The 14,501-nt window shown below is 56.9% G+C and carries 12 protein-coding genes; 3 read left to right on the top strand and 9 right to left on the bottom strand.

The window, feature by feature from the left end; all coding sequences use genetic code 11:
• Positions 1-19 precede the first annotated feature (19 nt).
• Complete coding sequence (locus ABRZ26_RS08625; protein ID WP_319603851.1) at positions 20-964, bottom strand: choline sulfate utilization transcriptional regulator; 945 nt, start codon at positions 962-964, stop codon at positions 20-22.
• Between the two features lie 108 nt (positions 965-1,072).
• On the opposite strand from ABRZ26_RS08625, the gene betC reads away from it, so the two are divergent.
• Positions 1,073-2,608 (top strand): choline-sulfatase, encoded by a 1,536-nt coding sequence (gene betC / locus ABRZ26_RS08620; RefSeq protein WP_319603850.1) that lies wholly within the window; start codon positions 1,073-1,075, stop codon positions 2,606-2,608.
• A gap of 14 nt (positions 2,609-2,622) precedes the next feature.
• The gene (choX, locus tag ABRZ26_RS08615; RefSeq protein ID WP_319603849.1) at positions 2,623-3,573 is read left to right on the top strand and encodes a choline ABC transporter substrate-binding protein; all 951 of its coding nucleotides are present in this window, start codon (positions 2,623-2,625) and stop codon (positions 3,571-3,573) included.
• A gap of 57 nt (positions 3,574-3,630) precedes the next feature.
• On the opposite strand, the gene ABRZ26_RS08610 is transcribed toward choX, so the two are convergent.
• The 7 genes from ABRZ26_RS08610 to ABRZ26_RS08580 all read right to left on the bottom strand — a co-directional run bounded on the left by ABRZ26_RS08610 (position 3,631) and on the right by ABRZ26_RS08580 (position 10,609).
• Entirely contained in the window at positions 3,631-4,539 is a 909-nt protein-coding gene (locus tag ABRZ26_RS08610; protein ID WP_319603848.1) for a thiamine pyrophosphate-dependent enzyme, read from the bottom strand.
• The gene (gene porA / locus ABRZ26_RS08605; protein ID WP_319603847.1) at positions 4,523-5,869 is read right to left on the bottom strand and encodes a pyruvate ferredoxin oxidoreductase; all 1,347 of its coding nucleotides are present in this window, start codon (positions 5,867-5,869) and stop codon (positions 4,523-4,525) included. Before porA ends, ABRZ26_RS08610 begins: the two co-directional genes overlap by 17 nt.
• Entirely contained in the window at positions 5,866-6,327 is a 462-nt protein-coding gene (locus ABRZ26_RS08600; protein WP_319603846.1) for a 4Fe-4S dicluster-binding protein, read from the bottom strand. Before ABRZ26_RS08600 ends, porA begins: the two co-directional genes overlap by 4 nt.
• Positions 6,320-6,964, bottom strand: a complete 645-nt coding sequence (locus ABRZ26_RS08595; protein ID WP_319603845.1) for a 2-oxoacid:acceptor oxidoreductase family protein — start codon at positions 6,962-6,964, stop codon at positions 6,320-6,322. Before ABRZ26_RS08595 ends, ABRZ26_RS08600 begins: the two co-directional genes overlap by 8 nt.
• 40 nt (positions 6,965-7,004) lie before the next feature.
• A complete protein-coding gene (locus tag ABRZ26_RS08590; RefSeq protein WP_319603844.1) occupies positions 7,005-8,339 on the bottom strand; it encodes a phenylacetate--CoA ligase family protein in 1,335 nt (444 codons plus the stop codon).
• A 9-nt stretch (positions 8,340-8,348) separates the two neighbouring features.
• A complete protein-coding gene (locus ABRZ26_RS08585; RefSeq protein WP_413556143.1) occupies positions 8,349-9,161 on the bottom strand; it encodes a MetQ/NlpA family ABC transporter substrate-binding protein in 813 nt (270 codons plus the stop codon).
• 545 nt (positions 9,162-9,706) lie between these two features.
• On the bottom strand, positions 9,707-10,609 hold the full coding sequence (locus ABRZ26_RS08580; protein ID WP_319603843.1) for a creatininase family protein: 903 nt from the start codon (positions 10,607-10,609) through the stop codon (positions 9,707-9,709).
• Positions 10,610-11,184: 575 nt separating this feature from the next.
• Here ABRZ26_RS08580 and ABRZ26_RS08575 point away from each other — a divergent pair.
• Positions 11,185-12,876 (top strand): methyl-accepting chemotaxis protein, encoded by a 1,692-nt coding sequence (locus tag ABRZ26_RS08575; protein WP_319603842.1) that lies wholly within the window; start codon positions 11,185-11,187, stop codon positions 12,874-12,876.
• Between the two features lie 97 nt (positions 12,877-12,973).
• Here ABRZ26_RS08575 and ABRZ26_RS08570 read toward each other — a convergent pair whose 3' ends face one another.
• Complete coding sequence (locus ABRZ26_RS08570) at positions 12,974-14,491, bottom strand: EAL domain-containing protein (RefSeq protein ID WP_319603841.1); 1,518 nt, start codon at positions 14,489-14,491, stop codon at positions 12,974-12,976.
• Positions 14,492-14,501: the final 10 nt, after the last annotated feature.

Raw genomic sequence — 14,501 nt, 5'->3', positions numbered from 1 at the left:
TATAACAAAATAATTTAACTCATCCCTGCGGTTGAAAATAACTCTCATGCCGGCTTTTGAAGGAAAATGATTCGTTAATCAGCCACTCTTTGACCCGGTGATACAGCGCGGATTCGCTGTCGCGCTGCGACTGGATCAGATAATAGCCGCGCTCGGTTTTCACCTCTGGCCCGCACGGGATAACCAGTTCGCCGTCATCCAGCAGTTGCCCCACCAGCGGCATCCAGCCCAATGCCACGCCCTTGCCTTTCAGCGCGGCCTCGATCAGCAGGGAATAGGCGTTAAAGGTTAACGAAGCGACTGAATTATCAAGAGTAATTCGCTGAGAGCCGAACCAGTCATACCAGGTCAGCCAGCGGCTCGGATTGGTCTCCGGCAAATTGAGCAGCGGCACCTTGAGCAAGGATTGCGGCGTATCCAGCGGCCCATACCGGCGGATAAATTCAGGGGTGCAAACCGGGACGACCAGCTCGGGAAACAGCTTTTCGCTGTGACATCCCGGCCAGTGGCCGTTGCCGAAGGTAATGGAGAGATTAGCGTGGCTGTCGCGCAGGTTGAAGTCATTGGGAGAGGTGGAAATCTGCACGTCCACGTCCGGCATCAGGCGCTGTAATTTATCCAGCCGGGGCAGCAGCCAGTAGCTGGCGAAGCCCATATCGGTATCGATGCGCAGGGTATCTCTGGTTTTCTTTTTCTTTATTTTTTCAATCTGTTGGCTGATATCCGTCAGGCTGCTGTAAACAATATGGTAAAGCCGATCGCCTTCCGGGGTTAATAATACGCCGCGATGGCGACGTTCGAACAACGCCACGCCAAGTTCGCGTTCCAACTGATTAATTCGCTGGCTGACCGCCGGCTGCGAGGTTCCCAGTTCTTCGGCCGCCGCGGTGAAATTAAGATGACGGGCCGCCGCCTCGAAAAATATTAATGCCGGGAGCGACGGTAATCGATTAATTGCTGACATAATCCCCTCTTATCAAGGCATAAGTTTTTAACCCGTTCACAGTCTGTGGAGATTATGAGATAAAAAATTATATTAATGAAGTCGTATTCTTAAGGTGATTTAAGATATATGCTTAGCAGAAAACCGAATATCGTTATTTTAATGGCGGATCAATTAACCGCGGGCGCACTTTCCGCCTACGGGAATAAAATAACCAGAACGCCCAATATTGATAAATTAGCGCAACAGGGCGTAGTGTTTGAATCGGCCTATTGCAATAGCCCGTTATGCGCGCCGTCCCGCGCGACATTAATGACCGGGCTGTTAAATTCCGAGAATAACGTTTTTGATAACGCCGCCGAATTCAGCGCGGAACAACCGACCTTCTGCCATTATTTGCGCGTGCAGGGTTACCACACCATTCTGGCGGGCAAAATGCATTTTTGCGGCCCCGATCAACTACACGGTTTTAATGAACGTCTGACCACCGATATCTATCCCGCTGATTTCGGCTGGACGCCAGACTGGCGAAATCCTGAAGTACGGCTCGACTGGTATCACAATATGAGTTCGGTGATCGACGCCGGCACCTGCATTCGCACCAATCAGCTGGATTTCGACGACGAAGCGGTGTTCCTGACCCGGCAGAAGCTGTTTGATATCGCCCGTCAGGGCAATCAGCAGCCGTTCCTGCTGTTGATGTCCCTGACCCACCCGCACGATCCTTTCGCCATACCGCAGCCTTATCTCGACCGTTATTCGCCGCAGGATATTGATTTACCGAAGGTGAGCGCCGCACAGGCGCCGTCGGACCCGCACTCCCGGCGGCTGCGCAAGATATACCAGTTGACCGACGACCTGCTGAGCGACGAACAGATCCGCCGCGCGCGCCACGCTTACTATGGCGCGGTCTCTTATGTCGACGATCAGTTCGGCGCCGTTCTCGCTACCCTGCAACAGACCGGATTGGACGAGAACACCATCGTGCTGGTGATTTCCGATCATGGCGAAATGCTCGGCGAACGCGGGCTGTGGTATAAAATGGGCTTCTTTGAGGGCGCCGCGCGCATCCCGTTTATCGTCCATGCGCCGGACCGTTTTGCCGCGCATCGCGTCGACGCCAGCGTCTCGCTGGCCGACCTGCTGCCCACGCTGGTGGCGCTGGCGGGCGGCGAGCCGTCATCGCTGCCCGCGACGCTGGCCGGACACAGTCTGCTGCCCCATCTGCGCCGGGAAGCCGGCCCCGACGGCGTGTATGCCGAATATCTGGCGGAAGGCGCGCTGGCGCCCATCGTGATGATTCGCCGCGGCGACTGGAAATACGTGCATTCGCTCAGCGATCCCGAACTGTTATTCAACCTGCGCGAAGATCCGCTTGAGCTGAGCAATCTGGCCGCGGACGCCGATTGCCTGCCGGTGCTATCGGCGCTGCGCGACGAGGTGGCGTCGCGCTGGGATCTGCCGGCGCTGCACCAGCGCGTATTGCAAAGCCAGCAAAACCGCCTGTTTCTCAACCGAGCGCTGGCGCACGGCGCGGCGCCGGCGTGGGACTATCAGCCGGTGCAGGACGCCAGCCGCCGCTATATTCGCAATAATCAGACACTGGACGAACAAGAGGCGGTGGCGCGTTTTCCACGTCCTCACTCTTCCTCTCATAACCAATAACACGGGAATTTATCATGCGCTTTCGTCATTCCGCCGTCACACTGCTTATCCCCTTACTGCTCGGCAGCGCTTTTTCGGCCCAGGCCGCCGTCGACGACGCCAGCTGCCGGTTAGTGAGAATGTCCGATCCGGGCTGGACCGACATCAACGCCACCAATGCGCTGGCCGGCGTGTTGCTGGAAGGACTGGGCTATCGGCAGCAGGTGCAAAACCTGTCGGTCGCGCTGGGCTTTCAGGGACTGAAATCCGCCCAGTTGGACGTTTTTCTCGGCAACTGGATGCCCGCGCAACAGCCGGTCATTGAAAAATTTACCCGCGACGGTTCGGTTGAAGTCTTGACCGCCAACCTGGCCAGCGCCAAATTCACCCTGGCGGTGCCGGATTACGTCGCCCAGGCCGGGGTAAAAAACTTTGCCGATCTGGCGAAATACGGCGATCGGTTCCAGCATAAAATTTACGGCATCGCGCCGGGCGCGCCGGCCAACCAGAATATTAAACGCATGATCGACCAGAAGGAGCTCGGCCTTGACGACTGGTCGCTGGTGGAATCCAGCGAAAGCGGCATGCTGGCGCAGGTTGAACGGGCGGTGAATAAAAAAGAGTGGATTGTGTTCCTCGGCTGGGAGCCCCACGCGATGAATACCCGTCATTCCCTGGTCTACCTCGGCGGCGGCGATGAGTGGTTCGGCCCGAATTACGGCAGCGCGACGGTCAATACCGTGGTGCGCAAAGGCTATGCGCAGGCTTGCCCCAACGTCGCCCGGCTGTTCAGCAATCTGCAATTCAGCGTCGACCTGGAAAACAAGGTGATCAAACGTCTGCTGGACGATAAGCAAACGCCGCGTGACGCCGCGCGCGCCGAGATCAGCGCCAACCTGCAACAGCTGGAACCCTGGCTGAACAACGTCACCACGCTGGACGGCAAACCGGGTCTGGAAGCCGTGCGCCAGTCCCTGGCGCGGTAAATTTTCAGCGCCACCAGAGGCGCGCCCGTCTCTGCAAACAGGCGATCGCCGCCCGCCTCAGGATACTTTGGTCAGCGCGGCGGCATCCGCCCAGGCGCGCAGTTCGCGCCAGCGTTCGTCCCGCGCCTCGGCCAGTTCGCTCAGCACTTCCGGCGTCAGGGATTTAAAGCGGCCCTGAGGCGAGAAATAGCTTTCCAGCGGCGCAAAACGTTTAGGATTGCGATTGATGGTCAGCGCCCCGTTCTGATATTCCAGCAGCGGCCACAGCCCGGTATCCACCACGCTTTTCCCCAGCGCTATCGTGCTGTCGCTGGCGCAACCCCAACCGGTGGGACAAGGGGCGAAGACGTGCAGAAACGCCGGACCGTCGACGGACGCCGCCTTCTCCAGCTTTTTCAGCAGATCGGACGGCTGCCCCACGCTGGCGGTGGCGGCGTAAGGCACATGGTGGGCGGCGGCGATCTGCAATAAATCCTTCTTGACGTTAAGGCGGCGCGGCGTGAAACCGGTCGGCGAGGTGGTAGTTCTGGCTCCCCAGGGGGTGGCGCCGCTCTTCTGAATGCCGGTATTCATATAGGCTTCATTGTCATAGCAGATATAGATGATGCGCTCCTGACGATCGAACGCGCCGGACAGGGATTGCAGGCCGATATCCGCCGTGGCGCCGTCGCCGGCGAACCCCACCACCGGAATATCGCGGACGCCTTTGGCGCGCAATGCCGCCGCCAGCCCCGAAAGCACCGCGCCGGTGGCGGCGAACGGCGCGATCATCGCATTCACCCCCACCGCCATTTGCGGATAGATAAAGCCGACCGCCGACATACAGCCCGCCGGGATCACCACATGGGTTTTCGGCCCGAAAACCTTCAGCGCCAGACGCACCACCAGACTGCCGCCGCAGCCGGCGCAGGCTTTATGGCCGATGAAGTACTCTTCCGGCGGCAGGTTTTTAATCGATATGGACATGGATGTCCTCCCGTTGAGCGGCAACCGATGACGAAGGGCGATCGGGCTCCGACGGGTCAATGCCAAGAAAACGCAAATCCGGCTCCTCAGCGGAACGGACGGGCAAGCGTGACAATTCGCCATATAAGCGCACCACATCCTCCAGCCCGATTTCCTGCCCGCCCAGTCCGGCGATCTGGTTGAGCAAACGCGGTACGCCCTTGCCGGTCGCGCTGGCGTAATCGAACAGCGCGGACTTGATCTCCACCGCCACCGCGCCCTGCTGACCAAAAGAAATGTCCTTCTCCAGCACGGCGACGGCCTGTACCCGGCGGGTGCGATGGGCGCCAAACAGCGCGTCGAGCACCGCGCCCTGCGGGAAAGGCCGCAGGTAACGCAAACGCAGCAGCCCGACCGCTTCGCCCCGCGCGCGCAGCGCATCCACGGCGGCGCGCACCGTACCGGCCACGCTGCCGAGCGTAATCACCACCCGTTCGGCGTCGTCCAGTTGATAACCTTCGATAACGCCGTCGGTCATCCCCTCTTCCCCACGACCGAAATGGGCGCGGAAACGCCGGCCGATGGCGGCGATTTCAGCTAACGCGCCGCGCATCGCCTGATGTTGAAGATACTTGAACTCGGTGTACTCTCCCGGCCCGGCGGTGATCGCCAGGCTCTGCGGATGCTCAAGACTGAAGGTTCCCGGCGTCCCCTCGGCAAAAAAGCGGTTCGCAAGGAACGAATCCACCAACGCCTGTTGCGGCAACTGCACCGGCTCATAGGTGTGGGTCAGCACGAAACCGTCCAGATTGATCAGCACCGGCGTACGCACCGCGGGGTGTTCGGCCAGCGCATAGGCCTGAATAATCAGATCCAGACTTTCCTGCGCGGTTTCGGCGTAAACCTGGATCCAGCCGCTGGCGAGCTGGGAAAGGGAATCGCTTTGATCGCCATAGATATTCCACGGCAGCGCCAGCGCCCGGTTGGCATTCATCATCACCAGCGGAAAACGCCCGCCGGCGCTGTAGGGCAGACATTCGGCCATATACAGCAGCCCCTGCGAGGAGGTGGCGGTAAAGGTGCGCACGCCCATCGCCGCGCTGCCCATCACCAGCGACAGCGCCGAGTGTTCCGATTCCACATGGACGAATTCGGCGTCAAGTTCGCCCTCCTCCACCATTTCCGCCAGCCGCTCCACCACCACCGTTTGCGGCGTGATGGGATAAGCGGCGATCACCGCGGGACGGCACAGGCGCACGCCGTGGGCCACCGCCTCATTGCCGCACAGGAACAGGCGTTCGCCCTTATCGCGGGTATTCAACCCATCGCTAGCGGTTGCAGATTGACTCATCGCTGTTCTCCCGTAACGGCACTGCGCCGGCTATCCGTTAATAACGCGTCGGACTCGCTCACCATAGTGATGGCGTCTTTAGGACATTCCAGCGCACAGATGCCGCAGCCTTTGCACCACTCCGCCAGCAGGCGGGGATAGTTGTCACGGGTATTGGCCAGCGCCCCGTCGGGGCAAAGCAATACGCACAGGTTGCAGCAGATACAGGCGCCGTCTTCGATTTTCGGCCGCGAGGTGCGCCAGCCGCTGTTTTCCGCCGCCAGATAGCCGGAGGCAAGCTGAGGCGAAGCCGGCCATTGCCGTAAGTCGGGCCTTTGATGGGCGCGCAGCCGACAGGGGCCGGACAAGGCCACCGGCAGCGGGTCCTGGCTGGTCCCGCCTTTGCGGGCGCGGCGCGGACGCTCGGCCGCGTTGCCGTCAACGCCGTTCACGTCGGCGTCTTTGCTCGAATCAGCCATGCGCCGCCTCCTGAATCGCCGCCGGGCGATGGTGGGCCGCCAGCCACGCCGTCAGCGGAGCGGCGCTGTTTTTTTCCGCCTGGCCGAACTGGCCGGCGGCGGCAAACGCCGCCAGATTGCGGCGCGCCCGTTCAGGCAACGGCGCGGAGGGCTGCCGGTGAGGCGCGAACTCGGAAATAATCGCCTGCTCCAGCGCGGAAGACGGCAACAGGTCGAGCAGCCCATTGAGGATACCGAGAAGGACGGTATTGGTATGCCGGCTGCCCAGATGATGTTCGGCCAGCGCGCGCGCCGGCACTCGCCACTCCAGCCCGTGCGGCCGCGGCTGAAAACGCGGCTCGTGCTCGCCGTCAATCAGGATCAGCGAGCCGGCGGACAGTTGATCGACGCGCAACTGCGGCAGCAGGGTGTCGTCCATCACCACCGCCACCTGAGCCTGACGCACCGGGCTGCGATCGCGGATAGGCGAGCGCGATAACCGCGTGTAGGCGTAAACCGGCGCGCCCCGGCGTTCCGGGCCGAAAGAGGGAAAGGCCATCGCCTCCAGATCGGCAAAGCGCACCGCGCCCAGCCCCAGTAACCGCGCCGCGGTAAAAGCCCCCTGGCCTCCGCGGCCCAGCCAAAGAATATCAAGCATACGTTTACCTATGCCTCTTATGGTGTGTCGTCAGTAAAAATCAGAGCGCGCAGGCACTGCGAGTATCGATAACGCGTTTCGCTTTGTGGGTATGACGAGGCAGGGTTTCCGGCGCCAGCAGCAGGACGCGCTTGGGGCGGACGCCGAGCCGGGTTTTAATCTCCTGATGCAAACGCGCCGCCAGTTGTTCATCCTCTTCGCCCGTATCACCGCTGCGTTCGACTTCAAGATCAAAGCGCGTCAGATGATCTTCCTCATACAGCGTAATACGGTATTCGCCATTGAGTTCCGGCGTGGCGCGCACGATCGCTTCCAGATCGCCGGGGAAGACGTTCACGCCGGAGACGATAAACATATCGTCTTTGCGCCCGGTGACCGTGATGCGCACATGCGTGCGACCGCAGGCGCAGGGCGAATGGTCGGCGATGATAATATCCCCGGTGCGAAAACGGATCATCGGACGCGCCTGTTTGGTCAGCGTGGTCAGCACCATTTCGCCCGGCTGGCCGTCCGCAACCGGTTCGTCGGTGGCCGGGTCCAGCACTTCCAGCAGAATATCGTCCTCGGCCAGATGCAGGCCGTCCTTCTGTTCACAGGAACCGGCGCAGGCGCCGTAAATATCGGAGATGCCGTAAAAATCATAAACCTCAACGCCCCAGCGCGCTTCGATCGCCTGCCGGGTCTCCGGGATGGATCCGCCCGGCTCGCCGCAAACGATAATGCGCTTAAGCGCCAAATCCCGGCGCGGATCGAGCCCCTGGGCAACCGCCGTTTCCCCCAGATGCCAGGCATAGGACGGCGTGGTCCAGGTGATGGTGGGACGGAAGTTTTTCATAATATACAGCAGGCGATCGGACGGGATGGTGCCGGCCCAAAAGCAGAGCGCTCCCAGCTTCTGGGCGCCGATCACATCCGGCCCGCCGACAAACAGCGTGAAGTTGAGCGCATGCACGTAGCGATCGTCGGGCCGCATGCCGACCGCCCAAAAAAGCCGCGCCTGAATATCCTGATAACGCTCGAAATCGTCAGCGCTGAACGGACTCAAGGTCGGCACGCCGGTGCTGCCGGATGACGCCGAGACATAGACCACCTGCTCTTCGGCAACCGCCAGAATATCCCCCAGCAAGGGCGCGGCCTCCTGCCGCTCTCTTTCAATCTGCTTATTGATAAACGGATAGCGACGCAGATCGTCCAGTTGCTGCAAATCGTCAGGATGGACGCCCGCCCGTTCAAACGCTTCCCGGTAGTAAGGGGAATGTTGGTAGGCATGGGTCAAGGTGGTTTTTAATCGTTGCAGTTGCAACGCTTCAAGTTCCTGACGGGGCAGTATTTCCACCTCATCCCAATAACGTCGATAGGTTGTTGTGCTCGTCATGACATGCCCTTAATTCTGCGCTAACTTCTCTTGCAGCCACTGCGGTTTCTGGAAGTCGCGAAAGATGTATTTGGGATCCTGTATCACCGCGGCGAATTCCGGCGACTCGACGGTCGCTTTAATATCGGCGACAAAGGGCTTGTTCAAATCCTCGGTGCGCACCGCCACCACGTTCTTGAGATCTTCCTCAAGCGTTTCAAGCGCGATGGCGTCCGAAAGCTTGAGACCGGAGGCGATGGCGAAGTTGCCGTTCACCAGCGAAGCGGCGGAGCTGTCCAGCGTGCGCGGCAATTGCGCCGCTTCCAGCGGTTTTAGCGCCAGCCCCCGCGGGTTGCCGCCGATATCCCTTTCCGTGGCTTTCGTCGCATCGATATCCCCTTTCAGGGTGATGAGATCCAGACTGGCCAGAAAACGCAGCCCGCGCGCCAGGTTGGTCGGATCGTTCGACAGCGTGACCACATCGCCGCGCTTCAGCTCATCCAGATTTTTAATTTTCCTGGAGTAAATCCCCAGCCCGGCGGTAGGAACATTAATTAGCCGCGACAGTTTCAACCCCTTGTCGGCGGAAAACTTTTGCAGATAAGGAAGATGCTGAAATAAATTGACGTCGATGCTGCCATTCGCCAGCGCCAGATTCGGCTGCACATAATCGCTGAATTCCGTAATCTTGACCTGATAACCTTTCTGCTCCAGCCCCGGTTTGATGGCGTACTTAATCATGTCGCTATACGGCCCCGGCGCCACGCCGAATACTATCGTCTGCGATTGCGCCTGCGCTGCATGAGAAGGCATAAAAATAGCGCCGACTAATAAGGAAAACATCATGTATAAATATCCGGCATACTTTCCTGAAATCATCTCTTCACTTCCCATATAAATTAAATAAACGCCCCGACCAACAGGGGGAAATATCTCATCCGCGTTCAATAAAAACGCTACCAATAAAGGGGATTAAAAATAAATTAAATAATCAACTATCATTATGTGAAAAACGGAATTAAATATTTCCGTTACCCTTTTGTTAAAAAACATCATCTTTTTGGCATGAGCAACAAATACCCCGTCAATATGGGCTTACCCGATCATCAGAAAATAAAAAACCATAGGATATAAAAGGTTATCCCACATCATTCGCCATAGCGACGTTTCAATATTTGATAATGAATTTTATTACGCGATTTATAAATTGATCGGCATCATATTTTCCATTGTAGCGGATACGACAAACGTTAATTTAAATGAATTACCCCGCGCCGGCTATTGCCGGTCGGCGGGAATAATCAGCAATAAAAAAGCTAATCCGGCCTCCCCAGCATAACGTCATGTCGGCTAGCGCGGCGTTTCCGCCGCCATTGTTGATTTTCAGCTTAATAATCAACGCTGAAGCGCGGCTCGGCGGGACGGGTTTTAACATCCACGCCAGGTACTTCCGCCGGCGCGTAATGGGTTTCCAAATCGCGAATCAGCGCCAGATAGCGGTCCGCCGCCTTGCTTAATATTTTGCGCCCTTTTTCCGCGCTGGCGGTCAGGATATCCTCGGTGCGCCCCAGCCCGCCGAGACTTTTATGGCCCGCGGCGGGGATCGGGATCCAGGTGGCGATATCCATCACGCCGAATGTCTCCGTTTCGTCGTGGGTGACGGAGCGCTTGAGCAAATTGCGATCGAGCAGCGGTTTCAATTCATGTCCGGTCACCGTATCCAGCTTCACCAGATCGGGTCGGACAAACAGCACGTTGCTGGTTTCCTCTTCCCCGGCGTGATAGAACGGCGTATTCAGCTCGTCGCGCAGCGTTTGCGCCGCCAGTTCCCAATAGGTAGCGCCGCCGATAAAGATCGCTTTCCCCTCGCGGCGCAGTTCGGTCGCCACCTCATGGGCGATAACCTGGAAATTCGGTTCTTGTCCATGACCTTGAATAATAATGACTTTACGAAATCCAGTGGCCCACAGTCCGCGCACGATGTCCTTAATCAGCGCATGCATGGTGGCATGGCCGATAGCCAGCGTGCCGGGGATCGGATCGCCGTTGACATCGTAATGAAACGTCGGCGACGCCCCGGCTCTTATCGGCGTCGGCAGCAGCGCGGGCAACCCCGTTTTACGGCTTAATTCCGCCGCAATCCATTCAGCGGTAAAAATATCCGTTCCCAGCGGCAGATGGGTGCCGTGCGCTTCGGTGGTCGCCACCGGCAAAATAACGATCCCGCGCGTTTCAGCGCTTTCAACCGCCTGATCCAATGAAAGCTCATCAAAATGAATAGCCTCTGCCATACATAACACCTCAGTTATTTTATCAAATTTTTATTTAATAAATTGCCGTCAGAAATCCCGACGTATTTATTCCTTACTTTCCCGTTAACCGTCATGACTATGCAGAAATACGGCTGAAAACATAAATAACAATCTTTCATGACGTAATGAGGAAATTTATTTTTGATTTTAAAAACTGAAAAATTTTTTAGATAACAACGGCTCGGCGAGAATATATATCGCGTATCGCATTTACCGATATAAACAATCCCATGCTAAATTGATCGGCATCATATTTGGCAAAAATCTATTTTTTGCCAAATATGATGAGGCCAGCTATTTAATATCAAACCATGGCAACGTTCGGCGTAATAAGTAGCGCCATGATAGTTGGCGACGCGAAAAAGCGGCATGCCTGATGCCCGGGAACCTTGGCGATGCGGGGTGTCGCGCCGCCGGCTGCGAGAGCCGCGGCCATTATGAATTTTATACGCAACGCGCATAAAAGTTCGTATTTACATAGCATAAAGTTATAGGGAAAGCCGACGATAACTATGGGGCAACACTGCATATGGTTATTTTTTTAAGGGAACAAAATGTTTAATCGTATAAAAGTAGTGACTGGATTGATTGTCGTGCTGTCGCTTTTCTACACGCTGCAATTAGTTTCAGGTGGGTTGTTCTTTAACGCGTTAACCAACAGTAAAGCCTCGTTTAGCGCTTCACAGACGGTTAATCAGCAAAAATCGGAATTGGACGCAGCCTGGTCGTTACTGCTGCAAACCCGTATCACGTTGAACCGCGCAGGTACACGAGCGGTGCTGGAAATCAACGGGTTGGGAGCCAGAGCGGACTCCAGCGGCCTGCTCGCCTCGGCGCAGTCCACGCTGAATGAGGCCAACGAACGCTTCCTGCGCTATGAAAAAACGGCCGGCGACATCAGTCTGGATCCCTCGTTAATCAGCGAGGTAAAAAAACATTATCTCGCCTATCACGCCGCCCTTGCCGAATTGATTCAATTCCTCTCCGCCAACGAAATTCAAAAGTTTCTCGATCAGCCGACCCAGGGCTTCCAGAACAATCTTGAAAAGGCCTACCAGACCTATCAGAACGACATTGACCACCTCTATCAGCAGATTAACCAGCAAAATAACCGCAACTATCAGCTATCGCTGTGGACGCTGGGCATAGCGATCGCGCTTATCACGCTGCTGTCGCTGCTGGCGTGGTTCGGCAGCAAGAACTTGCTGATCCGTCCGTTGAACAGCGTGATTGACTATATCCGCCATATCGCCACCGGCGATCTGAGCCATACGCTGAACGTACGCGGCAAGAATGAAATGGGTACGCTGGCGGATAACCTGCGCCACATGCAAAACGAGCTGATCAAGTTGGTGAGCGAAGTGCGCACCAGCGCGGAATCCATCCTGACCGGCGCCACGGAAATCAGCGAGGGCAACAACGACCTCTCTTCCCGCACCGAGCAACAGGCATCGTCGCTGGAAGAAACGGCGGCCAGTATGGAACAGTTGACCGCCACGGTGAAACAGAACGCGGAAAACGCGCGTCAGGCCAGCCAGTTGGCGCTGAACGCGTCGGGCAGCGCGCAGAAAGGCGGCGAAGTGGTGAATAACGTCGTGTCGACCATGCGCAACATCGCCGGCAGTTCACAGAAAATTGCCGATATCATCAATGTGATAGACGGCATCGCCTTTCAAACCAACATCCTGGCGCTGAACGCGGCGGTGGAAGCCGCACGGGCCGGCGAACAGGGCCGCGGGTTCGCGGTGGTGGCGGGCGAGGTGCGTAGTCTGGCGCAACGCAGCGCACAGGCGGCCAAAGAGATCAAAGGATTGATCGACGACTCCGTCAGCCGCGTAAGCGAAGGTTCCTTACTGGTGGAAAATGCCGGGGAAACCATGGAGGAGATCGTTTCCGGCGTGACGCGCGTAACCGATATTATGGGCGAAATCGCCTCCGCTTCCGACGAACAGAGCAAAGGCATCGCACAGGTGGGCGTGGCGGTAAGCGAGATGGACAGCGTAACCCAGCAGAACGCCGCGCTGGTGGAAGAATCGGCGACCGCCGCCGTCGCGCTGGAAGAACAGGTGCGCGCGCTGAACCGGGCCGTGGCCGCTTTTCGTCTGTCCGCGACGCAGCAGGCCGATACGCGTCTGAACGGCGACGGCCATAAAACGGCAAAGACGGCGCTATTGGCGAATAAAACCCACGCCACGCTCTCTCCGGCTAAACCCTCCGGCGACGAGAATAACTGGGAAACATTCTAAAGCGCCGTGTAACCGCCCCGCCCGCCGGCGGGGCTTTATCCAAAGGTTCATGCAGGCCGCCCGCAACCATCGATATCCGCCAGGGTAATTTGAGGCGTCAGATTTTATTGATGGCCCTTTCCTGAAAATATTTTCTGAAATATCCCGCGCTCATCGGTTTGCCAAAATACCAGCCCTGCCCGACCGAATGGGGACAGCGATTGCCGATATAGACGGCCTGTTCATAGGTTTCGATCCCTTCGACCACCACGGTGGCGTTGAACATCGCCATCATACTAAAGAGATGCTCGACCATCTGCGCATTAATCGAATCCGTGCCAATGGCTTCGGTAAACATTTTATCTATTTTAATGGCATCAAAAGGCATCACCGCAAGATAGGATAAATTGGAATAACCGGTGCCGAAATCATCCAGCGCGATTTTATAACCGGCGTCATGTAATATCGCGAGCCTTTCGGACATCACCGCATGATTGGCCGTCGAACGTTCGGTTATTTCCAGCATAATCTGTTCTCTGGCAATGCTAAAGGAATCAACAAGCCGATCCAGATAAGACTGAAACTCAGGCTCCACGATATCTTTAATATCCAGATTAATACTGAGGTAAAAATTTTTATTTTGGATCAGAATATCCTTTAGCTCGTCCAGCGCCAGATGCGCGACCTGCCGGGTAATTTCCCCGATAATGCCCAATTTCTCCGCAACCGGAATAAACACATCCGGCGGAATATTTTCGCCTTTATTATTCGTCCAGCGCGCCAGTACTTCCGCGCCGACCACCTTGTGATTGCGCAGGCAAACCAGGGGTTGATAATTAACGTGCAGTTGCTTAGCGCATACCGCGCTATAAACCTGTTTGCTGAACGATCTATTGCGTTCAATAAGCAAGAAAGCCGCCAGCGATAAAGATCCGCTCAATATGCCGCCCAGCAGCGCAAGAATGGCGACGATATAAGGCGGGAGAGCAAAAATACCCGATGAGTTCATGCGGACATAGATGCAGATATTATAAACTTTGCTGCACTGATATCCCAGGCGATACTGATGGTACCATGCGCTGGGCTGACGCGAATATTCTTCATCGCCGGCGCCGAATGTCTGGTAAATGTGCCGTTCATCCACGGTCGTCATCCGCGCGCTATAACCCGGCGCCGGCAGGGAAAAACCGTGGAACGCATCGGGAGAGGTGAATACCGCGACATCGCCCCGGGCGGCGATATCCATTTCCATTCTGGGATCAAGCAATCCCTTCGCCGCGCGCCAAAATCCGGTGTCTTTTTCCACCAGATCCGGCTTAGGCAAAGCCACCGGCGGGGTGAGAATTCCGCGCCCGGCGGAACAAATCAGTTTGCCGTCGCGCAGGCGGCCGACATCCAGCAGGTAACGGTATTTATAGGCCAGAAAACGCAACTGATACAAGTCGTCGTCGGAACAGGGCGTCACTGAAGAATAGCCGGCGTTATTGATCGCCTGCGCGGTTTGCATCGCCACGCCATTGGCGCGACGAATGAGCGCGTCGCTATAATACTTCAATTTATTCTGATCCATTTTGGCCGTCACGAACTGGCCGATTAGCAACAGACACAGGGCGCCGCACGCGATATTAAGCGCCATGATGACTTTT

It is taken from the genome of Brenneria sp. L4-2C (genome assembly GCF_040240335.1).
Taxonomy (GTDB): Bacteria; Pseudomonadota; Gammaproteobacteria; order Enterobacterales; family Enterobacteriaceae; genus Brenneria.
This window is presented reverse-complemented; position numbering and strand designations above follow the sequence as displayed.